The 16,231-nt window shown below is 71.5% G+C and carries 16 protein-coding genes; 10 read left to right on the top strand and 6 right to left on the bottom strand.

The window, feature by feature from the left end; all coding sequences use genetic code 11:
• Positions 1-128: 128 nt before the first annotated feature.
• The 6 genes from ACIP6U_RS16705 to ACIP6U_RS16680 all read left to right on the top strand — a co-directional run bounded on the left by ACIP6U_RS16705 (position 129) and on the right by ACIP6U_RS16680 (position 6,283).
• Positions 129-1,280, top strand: a complete 1,152-nt coding sequence (locus ACIP6U_RS16705) for an acyl-CoA dehydrogenase family protein (protein WP_401717643.1) — start codon at positions 129-131, stop codon at positions 1,278-1,280.
• Between the two features lie 82 nt (positions 1,281-1,362).
• Positions 1,363-2,499: a thiamine pyrophosphate-dependent dehydrogenase E1 component subunit alpha gene (locus tag ACIP6U_RS16700; protein WP_401717640.1), complete on the top strand. Its 1,137-nt coding sequence runs from the start codon at positions 1,363-1,365 to the stop codon at positions 2,497-2,499.
• 8 nt (positions 2,500-2,507) lie between these two features.
• Positions 2,508-3,464: an alpha-ketoacid dehydrogenase subunit beta gene (locus tag ACIP6U_RS16695; RefSeq protein WP_401718531.1), complete on the top strand. Its 957-nt coding sequence runs from the start codon at positions 2,508-2,510 to the stop codon at positions 3,462-3,464.
• Between the two features lie 15 nt (positions 3,465-3,479).
• Positions 3,480-4,739 carry a dihydrolipoamide acetyltransferase family protein gene (locus tag ACIP6U_RS16690; RefSeq protein ID WP_401717639.1) on the top strand — a complete coding sequence of 420 codons (1,260 nt, stop codon included), beginning with the start codon at positions 3,480-3,482 and terminating at the stop codon, positions 4,737-4,739.
• Positions 4,740-4,894: 155 nt separating this feature from the next.
• A complete protein-coding gene (locus tag ACIP6U_RS16685; RefSeq protein WP_401717636.1) occupies positions 4,895-5,602 on the top strand; it encodes an alpha/beta fold hydrolase in 708 nt (235 codons plus the stop codon).
• Positions 5,603-5,686: 84 nt separating this feature from the next.
• The gene (locus tag ACIP6U_RS16680; RefSeq protein ID WP_401717633.1) at positions 5,687-6,283 is read left to right on the top strand and encodes a helix-turn-helix domain-containing protein; all 597 of its coding nucleotides are present in this window, start codon (positions 5,687-5,689) and stop codon (positions 6,281-6,283) included.
• Between the two features lie 20 nt (positions 6,284-6,303).
• Here the strand turns inward: ACIP6U_RS16680 and ACIP6U_RS16675 are convergent, their stop codons facing one another.
• The 3 genes from ACIP6U_RS16675 to ACIP6U_RS16665 are packed head-to-tail and all read right to left on the bottom strand — an operon-like array spanning position 6,304 to position 9,763.
• Entirely contained in the window at positions 6,304-7,317 is a 1,014-nt protein-coding gene (locus ACIP6U_RS16675) for a VOC family protein (RefSeq protein WP_401717630.1), read from the bottom strand.
• Entirely contained in the window at positions 7,314-8,186 is an 873-nt protein-coding gene (locus tag ACIP6U_RS16670) for an alpha/beta fold hydrolase (protein WP_401717627.1), read from the bottom strand. Before ACIP6U_RS16670 ends, ACIP6U_RS16675 begins: the two co-directional genes overlap by 4 nt.
• An 8-nt stretch (positions 8,187-8,194) precedes the next feature.
• Positions 8,195-9,763, bottom strand: a complete 1,569-nt coding sequence (locus tag ACIP6U_RS16665; protein ID WP_401717625.1) for a bifunctional 3-(3-hydroxy-phenyl)propionate/3-hydroxycinnamic acid hydroxylase — start codon at positions 9,761-9,763, stop codon at positions 8,195-8,197.
• A gap of 144 nt (positions 9,764-9,907) precedes the next feature.
• Here ACIP6U_RS16665 and ACIP6U_RS16660 point away from each other — a divergent pair, with 144 nt between their 5' ends.
• From ACIP6U_RS16660 to ACIP6U_RS16650, 3 genes are all read left to right on the top strand, one after another.
• Positions 9,908-10,576 carry a TetR/AcrR family transcriptional regulator gene (locus ACIP6U_RS16660; RefSeq protein ID WP_401717622.1) on the top strand — a complete coding sequence of 223 codons (669 nt, stop codon included), beginning with the start codon at positions 9,908-9,910 and terminating at the stop codon, positions 10,574-10,576.
• On the top strand, positions 10,573-11,607 hold the full coding sequence (locus ACIP6U_RS16655; protein ID WP_401717619.1) for an amidohydrolase family protein: 1,035 nt from the start codon (positions 10,573-10,575) through the stop codon (positions 11,605-11,607). Before ACIP6U_RS16660 ends, ACIP6U_RS16655 begins: the two co-directional genes overlap by 4 nt.
• Before the next feature lie 100 nt (positions 11,608-11,707).
• A complete protein-coding gene (locus tag ACIP6U_RS16650; RefSeq protein WP_401717617.1) occupies positions 11,708-13,042 on the top strand; it encodes an FAD-dependent oxidoreductase in 1,335 nt (444 codons plus the stop codon).
• A 45-nt stretch (positions 13,043-13,087) separates the two neighbouring features.
• Here the strand turns inward: ACIP6U_RS16650 and ACIP6U_RS16645 are convergent, their stop codons facing one another.
• On the bottom strand, positions 13,088-14,155 hold the full coding sequence (locus ACIP6U_RS16645; protein ID WP_401717614.1) for a Glu/Leu/Phe/Val dehydrogenase dimerization domain-containing protein: 1,068 nt from the start codon (positions 14,153-14,155) through the stop codon (positions 13,088-13,090).
• 79 nt (positions 14,156-14,234) lie between these two features.
• Here ACIP6U_RS16645 and ACIP6U_RS16640 point away from each other — a divergent pair, with 79 nt between their 5' ends.
• Positions 14,235-14,714, top strand: a complete 480-nt coding sequence (locus ACIP6U_RS16640) for an Lrp/AsnC family transcriptional regulator (protein ID WP_401717611.1) — start codon at positions 14,235-14,237, stop codon at positions 14,712-14,714.
• Positions 14,715-14,740: 26 nt separating this feature from the next.
• On the opposite strand, the gene urtE is transcribed toward ACIP6U_RS16640, so the two are convergent.
• Together urtE and urtD are read right to left on the bottom strand one after the other, a co-directional pair.
• Positions 14,741-15,433, bottom strand: coding sequence for an urea ABC transporter ATP-binding subunit UrtE (urtE, locus tag ACIP6U_RS16635; protein WP_401717609.1), 693 nt, complete (start codon positions 15,431-15,433; stop codon positions 14,741-14,743).
• A 4-nt stretch (positions 15,434-15,437) separates the two neighbouring features.
• Positions 15,438-16,211 (bottom strand): urea ABC transporter ATP-binding protein UrtD, encoded by a 774-nt coding sequence (gene urtD / locus ACIP6U_RS16630; RefSeq protein ID WP_401718528.1) that lies wholly within the window; start codon positions 16,209-16,211, stop codon positions 15,438-15,440.
• Positions 16,212-16,231 lie beyond the last annotated feature (20 nt).

Genomic DNA, 16,231 nt, shown 5'->3' with positions numbered 1-16,231 from the left:
GAGTTCCTTGCGTCGTGCGCAAGATGTCCGCCACTTAATTGCAATGCCCTCGGAGCGCGGGCTCCACTGTCTGCATCCGCCCGCAGCCGACCCCCGGACGACGGGGGCAGAAGACAAGGGGCCCAGCGGTGAAGGTTGAGCGCGAACTGCCCTCCAGCGAAGCCCGCGAGCTGCTGGAGCTGACGATCGACATCGCGGACCGTGAACTCGCGCCCCGCGCGGCCGAGTTCGAGGAGACGGAACGCTTCCCGCGCGAGGTGTTCGGCCTGCTCGGGGAGGCCGGACTGCTGACGCTGCCCTACAGCGAGGACGCGGGCGGCGGCGGCCAGCCCTACGTCGTCCATCTCCAGGTCCTCGAAGAACTGGCCGCGCGGTGGGCCGCCGTGGCGGTCGGGGTCAGCGTGCACACCCTGTCCTGCCACCCGGTCGCGGCCTTCGGGTCGGCGGCGCAGCACAAGGAGCTGCTGCCCTGGCAGCTGAGCGGTGCCGCCCTCGGGGCCTACTGCCTGTCGGAGGAACACGCGGGCTCCGATCCCGCGGCTCTGCGTGCCGTCGCCGACGAGGACAAGGACGAGGACCGCTGGCTGGCCCGGGGCACCAAGGCCTGGGTCACCCATGGCGGACAGGCGGACTTCTACACCGTCTTCCTCCGGACCTCCCCGGACGCCCGGCGCGGAATCTCCTGCTTCCTGGTCGACGCCACCGCCCCCGGGCTCAGCGCGGGCGCCCCGGAACGCAAGATGGGCCTGCGCAGTTCGACGACGGCGGTCATGCACTTCGACGACGTGGCGATCCCCGCCGACCGGCTGATCGGTGAGCCCGGGCAGGGGCTGCAGATCGCCCTGTCCGCACTCGACGCCGGCCGGCTCGGCATCGCCGCCGTGGCCGTGGGCATCGCGCAGGCCGCGCTGAACCACGCCGTCGAATACGCCCGTGAGCGGCGGACGTTCGGGCGCTCGATCATCGAGCACCAGGGAGTGGGCTTCCTGCTGGCCGACATGGCCGCACGGACCGAGGCCGCCCGGGCCACGTATCTGGCCGCCGCCCGCCGCAAGGACGCCGGGCAGCCGTACAGCCGGCAGGCGAGCATCGCCAAGCTGATCGCCTCGGACACGGCCATGTCGGTGACCACGGACGCGGTGCAGGTGCTCGGCGGGGCGGGGTACGTCCGGGAGCACCCGGTGGAGCGCTATATGCGGGAAGCCAAGATCACTCAGATCTTCGAAGGCACCAACCAGATCCAGCGGTTGGTGATCAGCCGGCATCTGGCCGGTGCGTGAGCCGGTGAGTGAACCGGTGCCTGAGCCGGCGCCCGTTCCGGCGACCCGTCCGACGCAGAGCACTCCCGGAAAGAGACCTCACATGGCACACCCCGAACACCCGGATCCCGAAGTGGCGTCCGCCGACCCGCCGTTGCAACTCCTGGACCCCGCGGGAGCGCTCCGCACCGATCCCCGGCTGGAGTTGGACCCCGCGACCGTCGATCTCCCCGCCCTGTACCGGGACATGGCGCTCACCCGGCGCCTGGACACCGAGGCCATCGCCCTGCAACGGCAGGGCGAGTTGGGGCTGTGGCCGTCGCTGCGCGGTCAGGAGGCGGCGCAGGTCGGCGCGGCGCACGCACTGCGCGGCCAGGACATGGTGTTCCCGACCTACCGCGAACACGGCGTGGCCTGGTGCCGCGGCCTGGACCCGGTGTCCCTGCTGGGGCTCTTCCGGGGCACCACGCTGGGCGGTTGGGACCCGTACGCCCATCGCTTCAACCTGTACACGCTGGTGATCGGGGCCCAGACCCTGCACGCCGTGGGGTACGCGATGGGCCTGTTCCGGGACGACCGCACCGGCTCGGGGCGGGCCGACCGCGACACGGCGGTGCTGGCGTTCCTCGGTGACGGCGCGCTCAGCGAGGGCGAGACCAACGAGGCGTTCGTCTGGGCCGCCGCGCAGAGTCTGCCGGTGGTCTTCTTCTGCCAGAACAACCAGTGGGCGATCTCCGCCCCCTACAGCGTGCAGAGTCCGGTCCCGGCGGCCCGGCGCGCGGCCGGGTACGGCTTTCCCGGCATACGGGTCGACGGCAACGACGTACTGGCCTGTCTGGCCGCCACGCGTCAGGCGCTCCAGCGGGCCCGTTCGGGCGGCGGTCCCACGCTGATCGAGGCGGTCACCTACCGGATCAACGCCCACACCACGGCCGACGACGCGAACCGGTACCGCGACGCCGCCGAGACCGAGGACTGGGCCGCGCGTGACCCGTTGGCCCGGCTCCGCGCCCACATGGTGTCGGTGGGTGCCGTGGACGAGGAGTACTTCGCGGGCGTCGACCAGCGCGAGCGCGAACTGGCCGAACGGCTGCGCGCCGGCTGCCGTGCCCTGCCCGAACCGGATCCGGCCGCCCCCTTCGAGCACGCGTACGCGGAGATGCCGGCCGAGCTGCGCCAACAGCTCGACGACCACCTGGAGTTCGTCGCCCTCGGGCAGCAGGACGGAGGCCCACAGTGACCGTGTCCATGGTGAGAGCCCTCAACGACGGCCTGCGCCAGGCTCTGCGCGACGACCCCAAAGTGCTCCTCATGGGCGAGGACATCGGCCGGCTCGGGGGTGTGTTCCGCGTGACGGACGGGCTGCGCAAGGAGTTCGGCGACCTGAGAGTGATCGACACCCCGCTGGGCGAGGCGGGCATCGTCGGCGCCGCCATCGGTCTGGCGATGCGCGGCTACCGGCCGGTCTGCGAGATCCAGTTCGACGGTTTCGTCTATCCGGCCGTCAACCAGATCGTCAGCCAGCTCGCCAAACTCCGGCACCGCTCGGCGGGGTTGCTGTCGATGCCCGTGACGATCCGTATCCCGTACGGAGGTGGCATCGGCTCGATCGAGCACCACTCGGAGTCGCCGGAGACCTACTTCGCGCACACGGCCGGCCTGAAGGTGGTCACCTGCTCCTCACCGCACGACGCCTTCCACATGATCCGGCAGGCGGTGAGCGACGACGACCCCGTGGTGTTCCTCGAACCCAAGCGGCACTACTGGGCCAAGGGCGAGGTCGGCCAGGACGTCCAACTCCCCCTGCACCGGGCCGAGATCCGACGCGCCGGGACCGACGTGACGCTCATCGCCTACGGCCCCACCGTCCCCGTCGCGCTCAAGGCGGCCGACGCGGCGGCCGAGGAGGGGCGCAGCGTGGAGGTGGTGGATCTGCGCAGCCTCTCCCCGTGGGACACCGCCACCGTCCGCGCGTCCGTGCGGCGCACCGGCCGGGCCGTCGTCGTCCACGAGGCCGCCCGCTCCCACGGGTTCGGCGCGGAGGTCGCCGCCCGGCTCCAGGACGAGGAGTTCTACCACCTCGAAGCACCCGTCGTGCGCGTGACCGGGTACGACACCCCCTATCCGCCGAGCCGGCTGGAGTCGGACTGGCTCCCCGGTGTCGACCGGATCCTCAACGCCATCGACCGCAGCCTGAGTTACTAGGAAGGGTCCGTCACCGTGTCGAACCCGCAGCAGTTCCTGCTCCCCGACGTCGGCGAAGGCCTGACCGAGGCGGAGATCGTCACCTGGTCGGTCCGGCCCGGCGACACCGTCGAGGTCAACCAGGTCCTCGTGGAGGTGGAGACGGCCAAGGCCGTGGTCGAACTCCCTTCGCCGTACGCCGGTGTGGTGATCGCCCTGCACGCCGAGGTGGGCGACTCCCTCGACGTCGGCAAGCCCCTCATCACGATCGGCTCCGCAGCGGTGGCGCCCGCGCAGCAGCAGTCGGACCCGGAACAGGCGGCACTCCTGGTCGGATACGGGCCACAGGAACAGGGCACCCGACGTCGGCGCGGCGCGCCTGCGGCTCCCTCACCGGAAGCAAAGAACGACGGCCTTCCCAGAGCCGCCGCCAAACCCCCCGTACGCAAGCTCGCCAAGGACCTCGGAGTCGACCTCGCCACCGTCTCCCCCACCGGCCCCGGCGGAACCGTCACCCGCGACGACGTCCACCGGGCCGCCGAACGCACGCCAACGGCACCAACGGCACCCATCGCAGCCGAGCCCGCCGCCGAGACCCGCGTCCCAATCCGAGGAGTGCGCAAGCACACGGCCGCCGCCATGGTCGCCTCGGCGTTCACCGCACCGCATGTCACCGAGTTCATCACGGTCGACGTGACCGCCACGATGCGGCTGCGTGAACTCGTCGCGGGCAGGCGGGAGTTCCGGGACGTACGGGTCACTCCCCTGCTCTTCTTCGCCCGCGCTCTCCTGATCGGCCTGGCCAAGACCCCCGAGGCGAACAGCAGTTGGGACGAGGGCGCGCAGGAGATCGTGCTGAAGCACTACGTCAACCTCGGGGTCGCGGCGGCCACGGACCGCGGTCTGGTCGTGCCGAACATCAAGAACGCGGACCGGATGTCCCTGCGGGAACTCGCGGACGCGCTCGCGGAGTTGACCGCCACGGCCCGCTCCGGCCGCACGTCTCCGCAAGCCATGCAGGGCGGCACGGTCACCCTGACCAACGTCGGCGTCTTCGGCGTCGACACCGGCACGCCGATCCTGAACCCGGGCGAGGCCGCCATCCTCGCCGTGGGCGCCATCCGCCGTATGCCCTGGGTGGTCCAGGACGACCGCGGCGAGGAGTGCATCGAGCCGCGCTGGGTCACCCAACTGGCGCTCTCGTTCGACCACCGGCTCATGGACGGCAAGCAGGGTTCCGAGCTGCTGGCGGATGTGGCGGCCGTGCTGCACGAGCCGGGGCTGGCTCTGCTGTAGGCGCACCTCACACCAACCAAGCCTGATAGGCAACAAATATTGCCTATCAGGTTGACCCGGGTGGAGTCGGCCCACGATCCTGTAGGCATCGGCCGGGCGGCCGTGGGATCTCGGGCCGTCGAAGTCCGGGTCGGACCTCAGGGAGAGTGGAAGCGATGGCGACCTTCGTACTCGTGCACGGTTCGTGGGGCGGCGGCTGGGTCTGGGACCGGCTGCGGCCGCTGCTGGAGGAGGCGGGCCACACCGTGCTGACGCCCACCCTCACCGGTCTCGCCGAACGGCACCATCTCTCCGCACCGGACGTCGGGGTCAGTGCCCACGGCCAGGACATCGCCGAGCTGCTGGCCTTCGACCGGCTGGAGGACGTGATCCTGGTCGGGCACAGCTACGGCGGTATGGCGATCACGGCGGCGGCCGCGCTCGTCCCCGACCGGGTCGGGCAGGTGGTGTACGTGGATGCCTTCTCCCCGACGACCGGCGACTCCGCGTTCTCCCTGGTGCCCTGGCTGGAGAAGGCGTTCGCCGAGACGCCCGCGCCGGTGGAGTGGGAGGTGGCACCGCTGGATCCCGCCCTTCTCGGCGCGGACGAGGAGGGCGCCGCCTGGCTGGCCGGCAGGCTGACCCCGATGCCCCTGCGCACCCACCAGGAACCGCTCGGACCGGGCAGCGAACAGGTGCTCGCCGCGAAACCGGTCAGCTACTTCCACTGTGCCGATCAGGGCTTCTTCGCGGACCTGATCCCCTCCGCGCAGAGTCGCGGGTTCCGGATCGTCGGCCTGACCGGGATCAACCACATCGGCCTGCTGACCGAGCCGCGGACGCTCGCGGACGAGCTGCTGGCCCTGGTCCCGGCGGCGGATTGACGGCCGACAGACGGAGGACGGACGCCGACCGACCGTACCCGACAGGCGCCTCGAATTGCCTCACAGGCGTGTTATCGTGCCGAAATGTCGATCGAGGACGACGCGGATCTCTGGGTGGCCCAGCGCCTCAAGGATCTGCGCAGCGAGCGTGGCATCACCCTGACGACGCTGGCCGAGCAGACGGGCATCTCGTCGGCGCACCTGTCGCGCCTGGAGAAGGGGCTGCGCAAGCCGTCCATCGGGAGCCTGCTCCAGATCGCCCGCGTCTACGGCGTCTCCATCAGCGAGTTGGTGCAGGAACCGGACGCGGACGACTTCCATCTGGTGCGCGCCGACGCGGCGATGACCCGCGACGGCCAGGACGGCCGGTACACGGTCCTGAGCGGTCCGCGCGAGACGATGTCCGTGATCCGGGTGGTGCTGGAGTCCGGCAAGCACACCAAGATGGCCAAGCACGTCGGCGAGGAGTGGCTGCACGTGCTCTCGGGGGCGATCACGCTCGACATCTCCGGCAGGTCGCTGGACCTGGCGGCGGGCGACTCGGTGCACTTCGATTCGTCGAAGGAGCACCGTGTCCTCAACGACGAGGATGCCGACGCCACCGTCCTGATCGCCTCCACGGCCGCGACCGTCCCTATGCGCCACCCCATCCCCGCGTCCCGGCGCGGCGCGGCCGGCTGATCACGCCGTGACCGTCCCGCTCAGTCGTCGGGTACGCCGGTGCCGCTCAGCGCGCTGACGGTCTCCTCGGTGCGGGCGAGGGAGCGGGCGCCGAGGCGGAACTGGGCGAGTCGGTCGACGATGGTCTGCCCGACCGGCGTGTGGCCCCAGATGCTGATGCCCTGGTGGGTACTCGGCTGCCAGGTGGACTCGTCGACGACGACCGGGTTCCAGCCGACCTCCCACTCGAAGCCCGACGGGGTGACGGCGTAGTACGACAGCTCCTTGTCATTGGTGTGCTGGCCGACGGACAGCGCCATGTCGAAGCCGAGTTCGTGCACCCGCTGGTAGCTGCGGGCCACGTCGTCGAGGGTGGCCGCCTGGATGTTGAGGTGCTGGACGCGGGTGCGGACCGGGTCGACGGGCAGTCCCTTGAGCGCGGCCACCGCGATGGAGTGGTGGCGTTCGTTGACGCGCAGGAAGCGGATCCTGAGCTTGACGCCACTGATCGTCTCGTCGATGTAATCGGTCAGTCGAGCGTCGAAGACGGTGGTGAAGTAGCCGCGGATCCGCTCCGGTCGGGTGGACGTCAGCGCGATGTGCCCCATGCCGGAGTCGCCGGTGACGAAGCCGGACGCGAGCATGCGCAACGGCTCGGGCGAGGTCAGCGGGGTCGTGTAGATCTCCTGGGCGATGCCCTTGGGACCGGGGAAGCGCAGCAGGCGTTCGACTCCCCTCAACTGCGCCTCCTCCGCGGTCCCTTGGGTGACGGGAACGCCATGGGCCCGGATCCGTGCCTCGATCCGCTCGAAGGTGACGTGGTCGTCGATGTGCCAGCCGGTGGCGACGACGTCCTCGGCCGGCCCGCGCCGCAGCAGGAAACGGCACTCCTGGTCGTCGAGGCGGAACCGCATCAGGCCGTTGTCGAGGGCGTCATGGTGCATGCCGATGGCGTCGGCGCCGAAGCGGCGCCAGTCCGTGAGGCGTTGGGTCTCCACGACGAGGTAGCCGAGGTGCACCGCGCCGAAGACGGACGCCGGTCCCGGGGCGCTCATCGCCGGCCCGCCAGGAAGTCGGCGCACACGCGGTTGAACAGGTCGGCGCGCTCGAACTGCACCCAGTGGCCCGTGTTGGCGACCAGGTAGAGATCGCAGTTGGGCAGCCGCTCCGCCAGCATGCGGCCGCCGGAGGGCCGGTTGACCTGGTCGGCGGCGCCCCACAGGACCAGGGTGGGCACGGGCAGCCGGGACAGGCGCTCGTCGCGCGTGAAGTCCATCCTCCACAGCGTCCGCAGCGCGTTCGGGCCCGACGGGCGGGTCAGCGGCGGTGCCGCGACGACCTCCGGGTCGACGCTGTCCCGGTAGCGCGCGTCGATGACGCTGTCGGGCACGTCGGCCGCGTTGAAGACGAGGTACTGCCGGATGAACCTCTCCAGCTTCAGCCGCGAAGGCCCGTCCCCGGAGTAGTAGTTGAGCAGGCTGTTCAGGCCTCGCGTGGGCAGGGCCCGCGTGGTGCCGATACCGCCGGGCCCCATCAGGACCATACGGTCGACCCGGTCGGGAGTGTCCAGGGCGAGCCGCAGCGCACAGGCGCCACCGTAGGAGTTGCCGACCAAGTGGGCGCGGTCCAGGCCGAGTCGGTCCAGCGCACCGCGTAGCGCGTCGGCCAGGTATCCGAAGGGGTCGGCGGCGTCGACGCCCTTGGTACTGCGGCCGTAGCCGGGCAGGTCGGGCACGATCACCCGGTACCTCTTCGCCAACTCCGCGATGTTGCGTGCGTAGTTGGCGACCCCGGAGGCGCCCGGGCCGCCGCCGTGCAGCAGCACCACGGGTGGGCCGTCACCGGTCTCGGCGACGAAGATCTCCTTGCCGGAGACGTCGAGCACGTACTCCTGCATGGCGGGCAGTTCGGTGCGCGTGGTCATGGCGGTCCTCATCCCGAGGTCGTGACGGTAGTAAGGGGTGCCGGGGTGAACCCGGCGGGCGGGTGCGGGAGTTGGGCCCCCGCGGGTGCGGCCGCGTAGACGTAGCCGTCCGGGCGCAGGGCGAGGACGGTCGCGCGGTGCTCGGCCAGCCAGGGCAGCAGTACGTCGTCGCTGTCGACGACCGTGCCCTCGGCGGGGCGGGATCCGGCGGGCGTGACGGTCAACGCGGGGACGTTCCAACGGGGTTGGGCCGTGGCGGTGCGTGCGTGCAGCAGCAGCCAACGGCCGGCGAGCACGTCGTCCAGCCGGACGCGCGTCCCGTCGGGTGCGGTCACCCAGGGCTGGGGGATCTGGCTGCCGGACGCTTTCGTGCGCGGCCGGGCCTGGAAGCCGGCCGCGTAGCGCGCGACGGGTATCCACTGGGAGTCCTGCAACCGGTCGCCGAAGCCGGGCACCCGTCCGAGGACGCGCAGCCCGTTGTCGCGCGCGGCCGCCACCGCCCGCCGCCGCTCGGTGATGACCCGGCCGACGAACACCGCTCTCCTGGTGACCTCTTTGACATGCGGCTTCCGCTCGGCCTCGTAGCTGTCGAGCACGTCCGCGCCCAACTCGCCCCGCAGCACCGCGTCGAGCTTCCAGCACAGGTTGGCCGCGTCGCGCACCCCGGCCGCCATCCCCTGCCCGATCCACGGCGGCATGGCGTGCGCGGCGTCGCCCGCGAGGAAGACCCGGCCCACCCGGAAGCGGTCGGCGAAGCGGACGTGATGGCTGTAGACCGCGGCCCGTTGGATCCTGACGTCGTCCCTGCCGATCCCGTACCGCGCGAGCAGCCGGTGGATCGCGTCGTCGGTCGTCAACCGCCTCTCGTCGTCGCCCGGCAGGATCGGGAACTCCCAGCGGTGGTGGCCGAGCGGGGTCGGACAGTCCACCGCGGGCCGGGCCGGGTCGCAGCGGAACCGCAGCCGGTCGTGGCCGGGCCACGGCTTCAGCATCTCGGTGTCGATGACGACCCAGCGGTCCTCGTACGTCCGTCCCTCGTACCCGACGTTCAACTGGGCGCGGGTGAGGCTGGAGCCGCCGTCGGCCGCGATGACGTAGGCGGCGCGGATCCGTCGTACCGCGTCGTCGTCGGTGGAGACCACGGTCAGCTCCACGCCGTCGGCGTCCTGGCGCAGCCGCAGGCACTCGTGCCGCAGCAGCACCTCCACGTTCGGGTAGCGGTCGACGCCCTCGCGCAGGACCTGCTCCAACGCCGGCTGGTAGATGAACATCTGCGGCGGATGGCCGTGGCCGCGCGGTGTGGGGCGGGCGCTGAGGAAGGACCGGCCCCGGGCGTCCACGAAGTCGACCGGCCGCTCGGCCAGCATGTCCCGCTTCAGCCGCTCGGCTAGGCCCGTGCGCTGCCAGATCCGTACGACCTCCTCGTCGGTGGAGATCGCCCGGGCGCGGGAGTGGACCTCGGCGTCCCGCTCCAGGACGACCACCCGCAGGCCCGTCGCCCCGAGCAGGTTCGCGGCGGTGACGCCCGTGGGGCCGTAGCCGATCACCGCCACGTCATAGGCACCGTCTGTGTCCATCAGCCACCTCACTGTGGTCGTGCTGTACTGCCGCGGCTCATTGATGTAACGCTCACTCCAATTGGAGTGGTCGATACGGTAAGCTCGTCGCCAGAGCCGGTCAAGGGCCGGGCGGGAGCTGAGCAGGACGGGAGGGCGCATCCCATGACCAGCGGGAACGCCACGCGCAAGCAGCGCGCCAACGGGGTGGAGTCGCGGCGGCGCATCCTGGACGCGACTGTCGAGATCGCCGGCGAGCGCGGCTACGAGGGCACGTCCATCGCGGCGGTGAGCGCCAAGTGCGGACTGCCCGCCAGCTCCATCTACTGGCATTTCAAGGACAAGGACGATCTCATCGCGGCCGTCATCGAGCGCAGCTTCGAGACCTGGCTGACCGCGGTCGAGCTGCCCGACGAGGACACCGGAACTCCTCTCGAACGTGTCCTGGTCATGGCCGCGAACATCGCCAACTCACTGCTGCACGCACCGGACTTCCTCCGCCTCGGCCTGATGCTCGCGCTCGAACGCCGGCCCACCGAGCCGCGCGGACGCACCGTCTTCCTCCAGGTCCGTGAGATCTCGCGGCAGCGGATCGCCGCGGTGACCGCACGCCTCTTCCCCGACCTGGGCGCGAAGGACGTGGAGACGCTCACCGCCTACGCCATCGCCGGTGCCGACGGCCTCTTCGTGCACCGGGAGATCAACGGCGACTCCGTCGACCTGGTGGCGATGTTCGAACTGCACGCCCGGCTGGTCCACGACGCGGCCGTCCGCATGGCGAGGACGGCAGCTACGACAGACACGGCAAGCACGGCCGAGAGGAACCAGGGATGACCGCCGCCGCCCGTCGCATCGACGTCCACCAGCACGTCGTACCGCCCTTCTACCGCGACCTGCTCACCAAGGCGGGGCTCACCGAGGCCGGTGGGCGGGCGCTGCCGGCGTGGAGTGCCGAATCGGCGCTGGAGGCAATGGACTTGCTGGGTACGGAGACGGCCTTCGTGTCGGTCTCCACGCCGGGCACCGCCTTCCTGGACTCACCGGCCGAGGCGGCCGACGTGGCGAGCCGGCTCAACGACCACTCCGCCGCCCTCTCCGCCCAACACCCCGGCCGCTTCGGGTACTTCGCCACCCTGCCGATGCCCGATGTCGCCGCCTCCGCCACGGAGGCCGTACGGGCGCTGGACCAACTCGGCGCCGACGGCGTCACGTTGCTCGCCAACAACCAAGGGGTCTACCTGGGCGCGGACGGTCAGGACGCGCTCTGGCGGGCCCTGGACGAGCGGAGTGCCGTGGTGTTCGTCCACCCGGCCGAGCTGCCCGCCCCCGCGGTCGACGGCATCCCCCCGTTCGCCGCCGACTTCCTCCTGGACACCACGCGGGCCGCCTACCTCCTCGTACGCAACGGCATTGTGCGCACGTACCCGAACATCCGGTTCATCCTGAGCCACGCGGGCGGGTTCGTGCCGTACGCCTCGCACCGCATGGCCATCTCCCTCGCCGGTGACATCGGGCGCAGCCCGCTGGACACCCTGGACGACTTCCGGAGCTTCTACTTCGACACCGCGCTGTCCTCCAGCCCGGCCGCGCTGCCGACGCTGCTGGCCTTCGCCCGGCCCGGGCACGTGCTGTTCGGCAGCGACTGGCCGTTCGCGCCCGTGCCCGCCGGCCAGTACTTCGCCCAGGGCCTCGAAACCGGCGTGCCGCCCGAACTCCTGCACGCCGTCAACCGCGCCAACGCCGAAACCCTGTTCCCCCGCCTGGGCGGCACACCGGCCCCCACTCCTCGCGTCCAGCTGCGGCAGACCGCTCGGCGAGCGGCCGCCCGCCTCCTGTTCAAGCTCGTCCAGCCCGGCACCGGCTGAGAACCGAACGAGGAACCCGGACGGCGGGTCGGGCGTTGGATCATCAGAGGTCGTCAGGAGTCATCAGGACGGTCGTGGTGGAGCCGGAACGGGGAGCTACATGGCACGGGTACGGGTACTGGTCATCGGCGGCGGCATCGCCGGTACGACGACGGCGCTGGCCCTGCGCAAGGCGGGACTCGACGTCGTCGTGTACGAGGCGCACCCCGACTCGGCCGAGGACATCGGCGCGTTCCTGACCCTGGCGAGCAACGGCATGCGGGCCCTCGCCCAGCTCGACGCGTCGGCGGCGGTCGGCGCGGCCGGCTTCCCGCTGACCTCGATGCGCGTACTCGACGACAGCGGTGCGCAGTTGGCACAGGTGCCCCTGGGCGAGGCGAACGACCCGCCGCTGAGATACCGGTGCCTGCGCCGCGGCGAGCTCAACACCGCGCTCCAGGCGGAGGCGGGGCGCCGGGGCATCGACATCCGGCACGGCACACGGCTCGCCGGCGTCGAGGAGGGCTCGGCCGGAGTGACGGTCCGCTTCACCGACGGCAGCACGGCCACGGGCGACCTCCTCATCGGCGCGGACGGCCTGAACTCCACGGTCCGCACGACGTTCGCCCCGGAGGTGCGGCCGGTCTACGCGGGGCAGCGGGTGTTCTACGGCTATGTGGGCGGCCGGGGTGGGGCGGGGGCCGAGCCCTCGGCGGACCCCTCATCCGCCACCTCGCCGTCCCCCGCCTCCGCTGAGGACGCCCGCATCACCATGGTGCGTGGCAGTTCCGTCGCCTTCGGATACACGGTGTCGCCCGCCGGGGAGACGTTCTGGTTCGCGCGCGTGGGCGGTGATCCGCTGTCCGCCGACGAGTTGGCGCAGGGCACGCCCGCCGACTGGCGCGAGCTGCTCGTGCCGTTGCTGCGCAAGGACAGCACGCCTGCCGCCGACCTGGTCGCGGCCACCGCCGACGAACTCATGGTCACCAACGCCACCGAGATCCCCACGGGCACCCGCTGGCGCTCCGGCCGGACCCTGCTCATCGGCGACGCCGCCCACGCCGCCTCACCCGCGACCGGGCAGGGCGCGTCGATGGCCATGGAGGACGCGGTCATCCTCGCCAAGTGCCTGCGCGACGCTCCGGACACCGACTCCGCGCTCAGCCGCTACGAGACACTCCGCCGTCCGCGCGTGGAACACAACATCACGGTCAGCGGAAACATCTCCCGAGGTGCGCAGACCCCGTCCCGGCCGGGCGCCGATGCGCCGCCGCCCCGACCGGGCCCGAGCGCCCCTCCGTCCCGACCGGACACGGCCGCGCCGCCCAACCGGCCCGACCCGGGCGCACCGCCGACTCGCCCCGGCCCGCCCGCGCCCCCGTCCCGCCCGGGCGAGGACGACCTCGTCCGGCACCTGGACTGGGACACCAACATCTGGGAGCCGAAGGGTTGTTGAGGGGCGTCAGTCGACAAGAGGTCAGCTGACGAGAGGGCGGTCCGCTCAAGCTCCCCGGCCCACAGTGACCCTCCCTCCACGCGGCGCGAGCCTCTCCGTGGCGAGCCGCTGAGCCTCGCGCAGCGGAGTCGTGCCGTTCCCGCGGGCCGCGTCGAGCAGCACGGTGACCGTGTCGCCGATGCCCTCGACCCGGCGTACCGCCTCCTCCCGGTCGAGCCGGTCGATCTCGCGGCCGAGGGTGTAGACGACGCCACCCGCGCTCGCGACGAAGTCCGGTACCCAGACGACGCCCCGCTCGGCGAGGAGGTCGGCGACCGAGTCGTCGGTGAGCTGGTTGTTCGCCGGGCCGACCACGAGTCGTACGTCGAGCAGGGGCGCCGTCCGCGGGCTCAGCACTCCCCCGACGGCGGCCGGAACCAGGACGTCCGCCGGCGTGTCGAGCACCGCGTCGGGATCGACCCAGTCGAGGCCGGACCGCGCGGCGACCGCCCGCTTCGCCGGGTCCACGTCGGAGACCAGCACCCGCGCGCCGTCCGCGGCGAGGCCGGCCGCGACCCGGCCGCCGACCGAGCCGAAGCCGCTGACCAGGACGGTGCGGCCGGCGAGGGACGGCTTCCCGAAGACGTGGTCCGCACCGGCCCGCAGGGCGGCGAGCACACCGGTGGCGGTCGGGACACCGGAGTCGCCGGTGCCGCCGTGCTCCTCGGGGAGGCAGAAGACGTACGGGGAGGAGCGGCGCAGCACGACCATGTCGTCGGGCGTGGTGCCCACATCGGGGCCCGCGAGGTAGGAGCCGTCGAAGGAGGCGATGACCTCGCCCAGGTCGGCCAGTGCCGACTCCCGTAGTTCCGGGGTGAGTTCGGTGCGCTCGTCGAGGGCGACAACGCTCTTGGCGCCGCCGAAGTCAAGGCCGGACGCGGCGCACTTGTAGGTCATGGCCTCGGACAGCCGCAGCGCGTCGGTGAGTCCGTCGCGCCAACTGCCGTAGCGCCGCATCCGGCAGCCGCCGACGGCGGGGCCAAGGGCCCGTGAGTGGATCGCGACGATGATCGGCAGCCCGGAGCGGGGGCCACGACGGAGGGTCACCTCTTCGTGCTCGAATGTTTGCGTCATGGTCGAGAAGCTAGGGTGATGTTCCGGACTGTGGTGAAGATCCCGAACGAAATTCGGCAACGCCCGCACGGAGGCGATCGTGGACGAACTTGATACGGCGATCCTGCGGCATCTGCAGGAGGATGCGCGGCAACCCAATCGGGCGATCGCGGAGAAGGTCGGCATCGCTCCCTCCACCTGTCTGGAGCGCATCCGGCTGCTGCGGCAGCGCGGGGTGATCCGGGGCTATCGCGCGCAGGTCGGGCTGTCGGCGCTGAACCGCGGGGTGCAGGCGATGGTGGCGGCGACGGTCCGGCCGCTGAGCCGGGAGGTGGTGGCGGCCTTCGAGCAGTCGGTGTCCCGGCTGCCCGAAGTGCTGTCCGTCTACACGATGGCGGGCAACGACGACTTCCTGGTCCATGTCGCGGTCCAGGACATCGAGCACCTGCACGCGTTCCTGCTCGACCGGTTCACCAACCGCCGCGAGATCCTGAGCTTCCGCACCATGATCATCTACCAGCATCTGGCCAACCCGGTCCTGGAGCCGCTGCCGGTCCCCGGGGCCGACCTCAATCGCTGAGCGCGGGGTGCCTCCCGCCGCGCGCCTCACACGCTGAGCGCCTCCCGCACCGCCTGTTCCGACTCCGCGCCGCCGGCGCCCGTGGAGGTGACCCGGCCCGCTTCGAGGACGTAGTACCGCTGGGCCGCGCGCATGGCGAACCCGACGTGCTGCTCGACGAGCAGGACCGACAGACCGCCGCGCCGGGACAGCGCCAGGATCGTCTCCTCTATCTCGGCGACCACGGAGGGCTGGATGCCCTCGGTCGGTTCGTCGAGCAGCAGCAGCCTCGGCCGGGTCACCAGGGCGCGGGCGAGGGCGAGTTGCTGGCGTTGGCCGCCGGAGAGCAACCCGGCCCGGCGGCCGGAGAGTTCACGCAGCACGGGGAAGAGGTCGAGGGCCTCCGCGATCGCCTCCTTCCCGTCCGGCCGCCCGTCGGCGACGAGTTGGAGGTTCTCGGCGGTGGTCAGGTGCGGGAAGGACTGCTGGCCCTGCGGCACGTAGGCCATGCCGCGGGCCACCCGCTGGTGCGGGGCGAGGCGGGTGATGTCCTCGCCGTCCAGCAGTACGGTCCCCGACTTCGGCTTCAACAGGCCCATCGCGGCACGCAACAGGGTGCTCTTGCCGGCGCCGTTGTGACCGAGGACGGCCGCGACACCGTCCTCGGGGACGGAGACGGTCACGCCGTGCAGGACGGGGCTGCGGTCGTAACCGGCCCGGACGTTGCTCAACTCCAGCATGGCGTCACGCCTCCTCGGTGACAGCAACAGCGGCGGGTTCTGGCTCCGAGGCCCGCCCCAGGTAGACCTCCTGCACCTTCGCGTCGGCCTGCACCTCGGCCACCGTGCCCTCGCTGAGCACCTTGCCGGCGTGCAGGACGCTCACACTGCGCGCGAAGGAACGCATGAAGTCCATGTCGTGCTCGATGACGACGACCGTCCGCTCGGCGCTGACGCGGCGCAGCAACTCGCCCGTCGCCTCCCGCTCTTCGTGGCTCATGCCCGCCACCGGCTCGTCCAGCAGCAGGAGTTGAACGTCCTGCACGAGCAGCATGCCGATCTCCAGCCACTGCTTCTGCCCGTGCGCGAGAACACCGGCCGGGCGGTCGCGCAGCTCGGTCAGGCCGGTGGTCTCCAACGCCTTGGTGACCGACTCCGGTACGCCCGTGCGCCGACGCAGCATGGTCAGGGGTCCGCGCCCGGCGCCGGCGGCGATGTCCAGGTTCTGCAGCACCGTCAACTGCTCGAAGACCGTGGCCGTTTGGAACGTACGGCCGATCCCGAGGCGGGCGATCCGGTGCACCGGCTTGCCCAGCAGCTCGTCGCCGCCGAAGCGCACGGATCCGGTCGCCTTGACCAGGCCGGTGACCGCGTCGACGAGCGTCGTCTTGCCGGCGCCGTTGGGGCCGATGAGGAAACGCAGGTCGCCCGGGCGGATGTCCAGGTCGACACCGTCGACCGCGGTGAATCCGTCGAAGGTGACCCGCAGGTCGCGGACGGTCAGGCCCCCGCCGTTCATGCCCTCGCTCTTGAGTACCT

The organism is Streptomyces sp. NPDC088794, assembly GCF_044750545.1.
Taxonomy (GTDB): Bacteria; Actinomycetota; Actinomycetes; order Streptomycetales; family Streptomycetaceae; genus Streptomyces.
The sequence above is the reverse complement of the archived record's forward strand: the minus strand, read 5'-3'. Positions and strand labels throughout refer to the sequence as shown.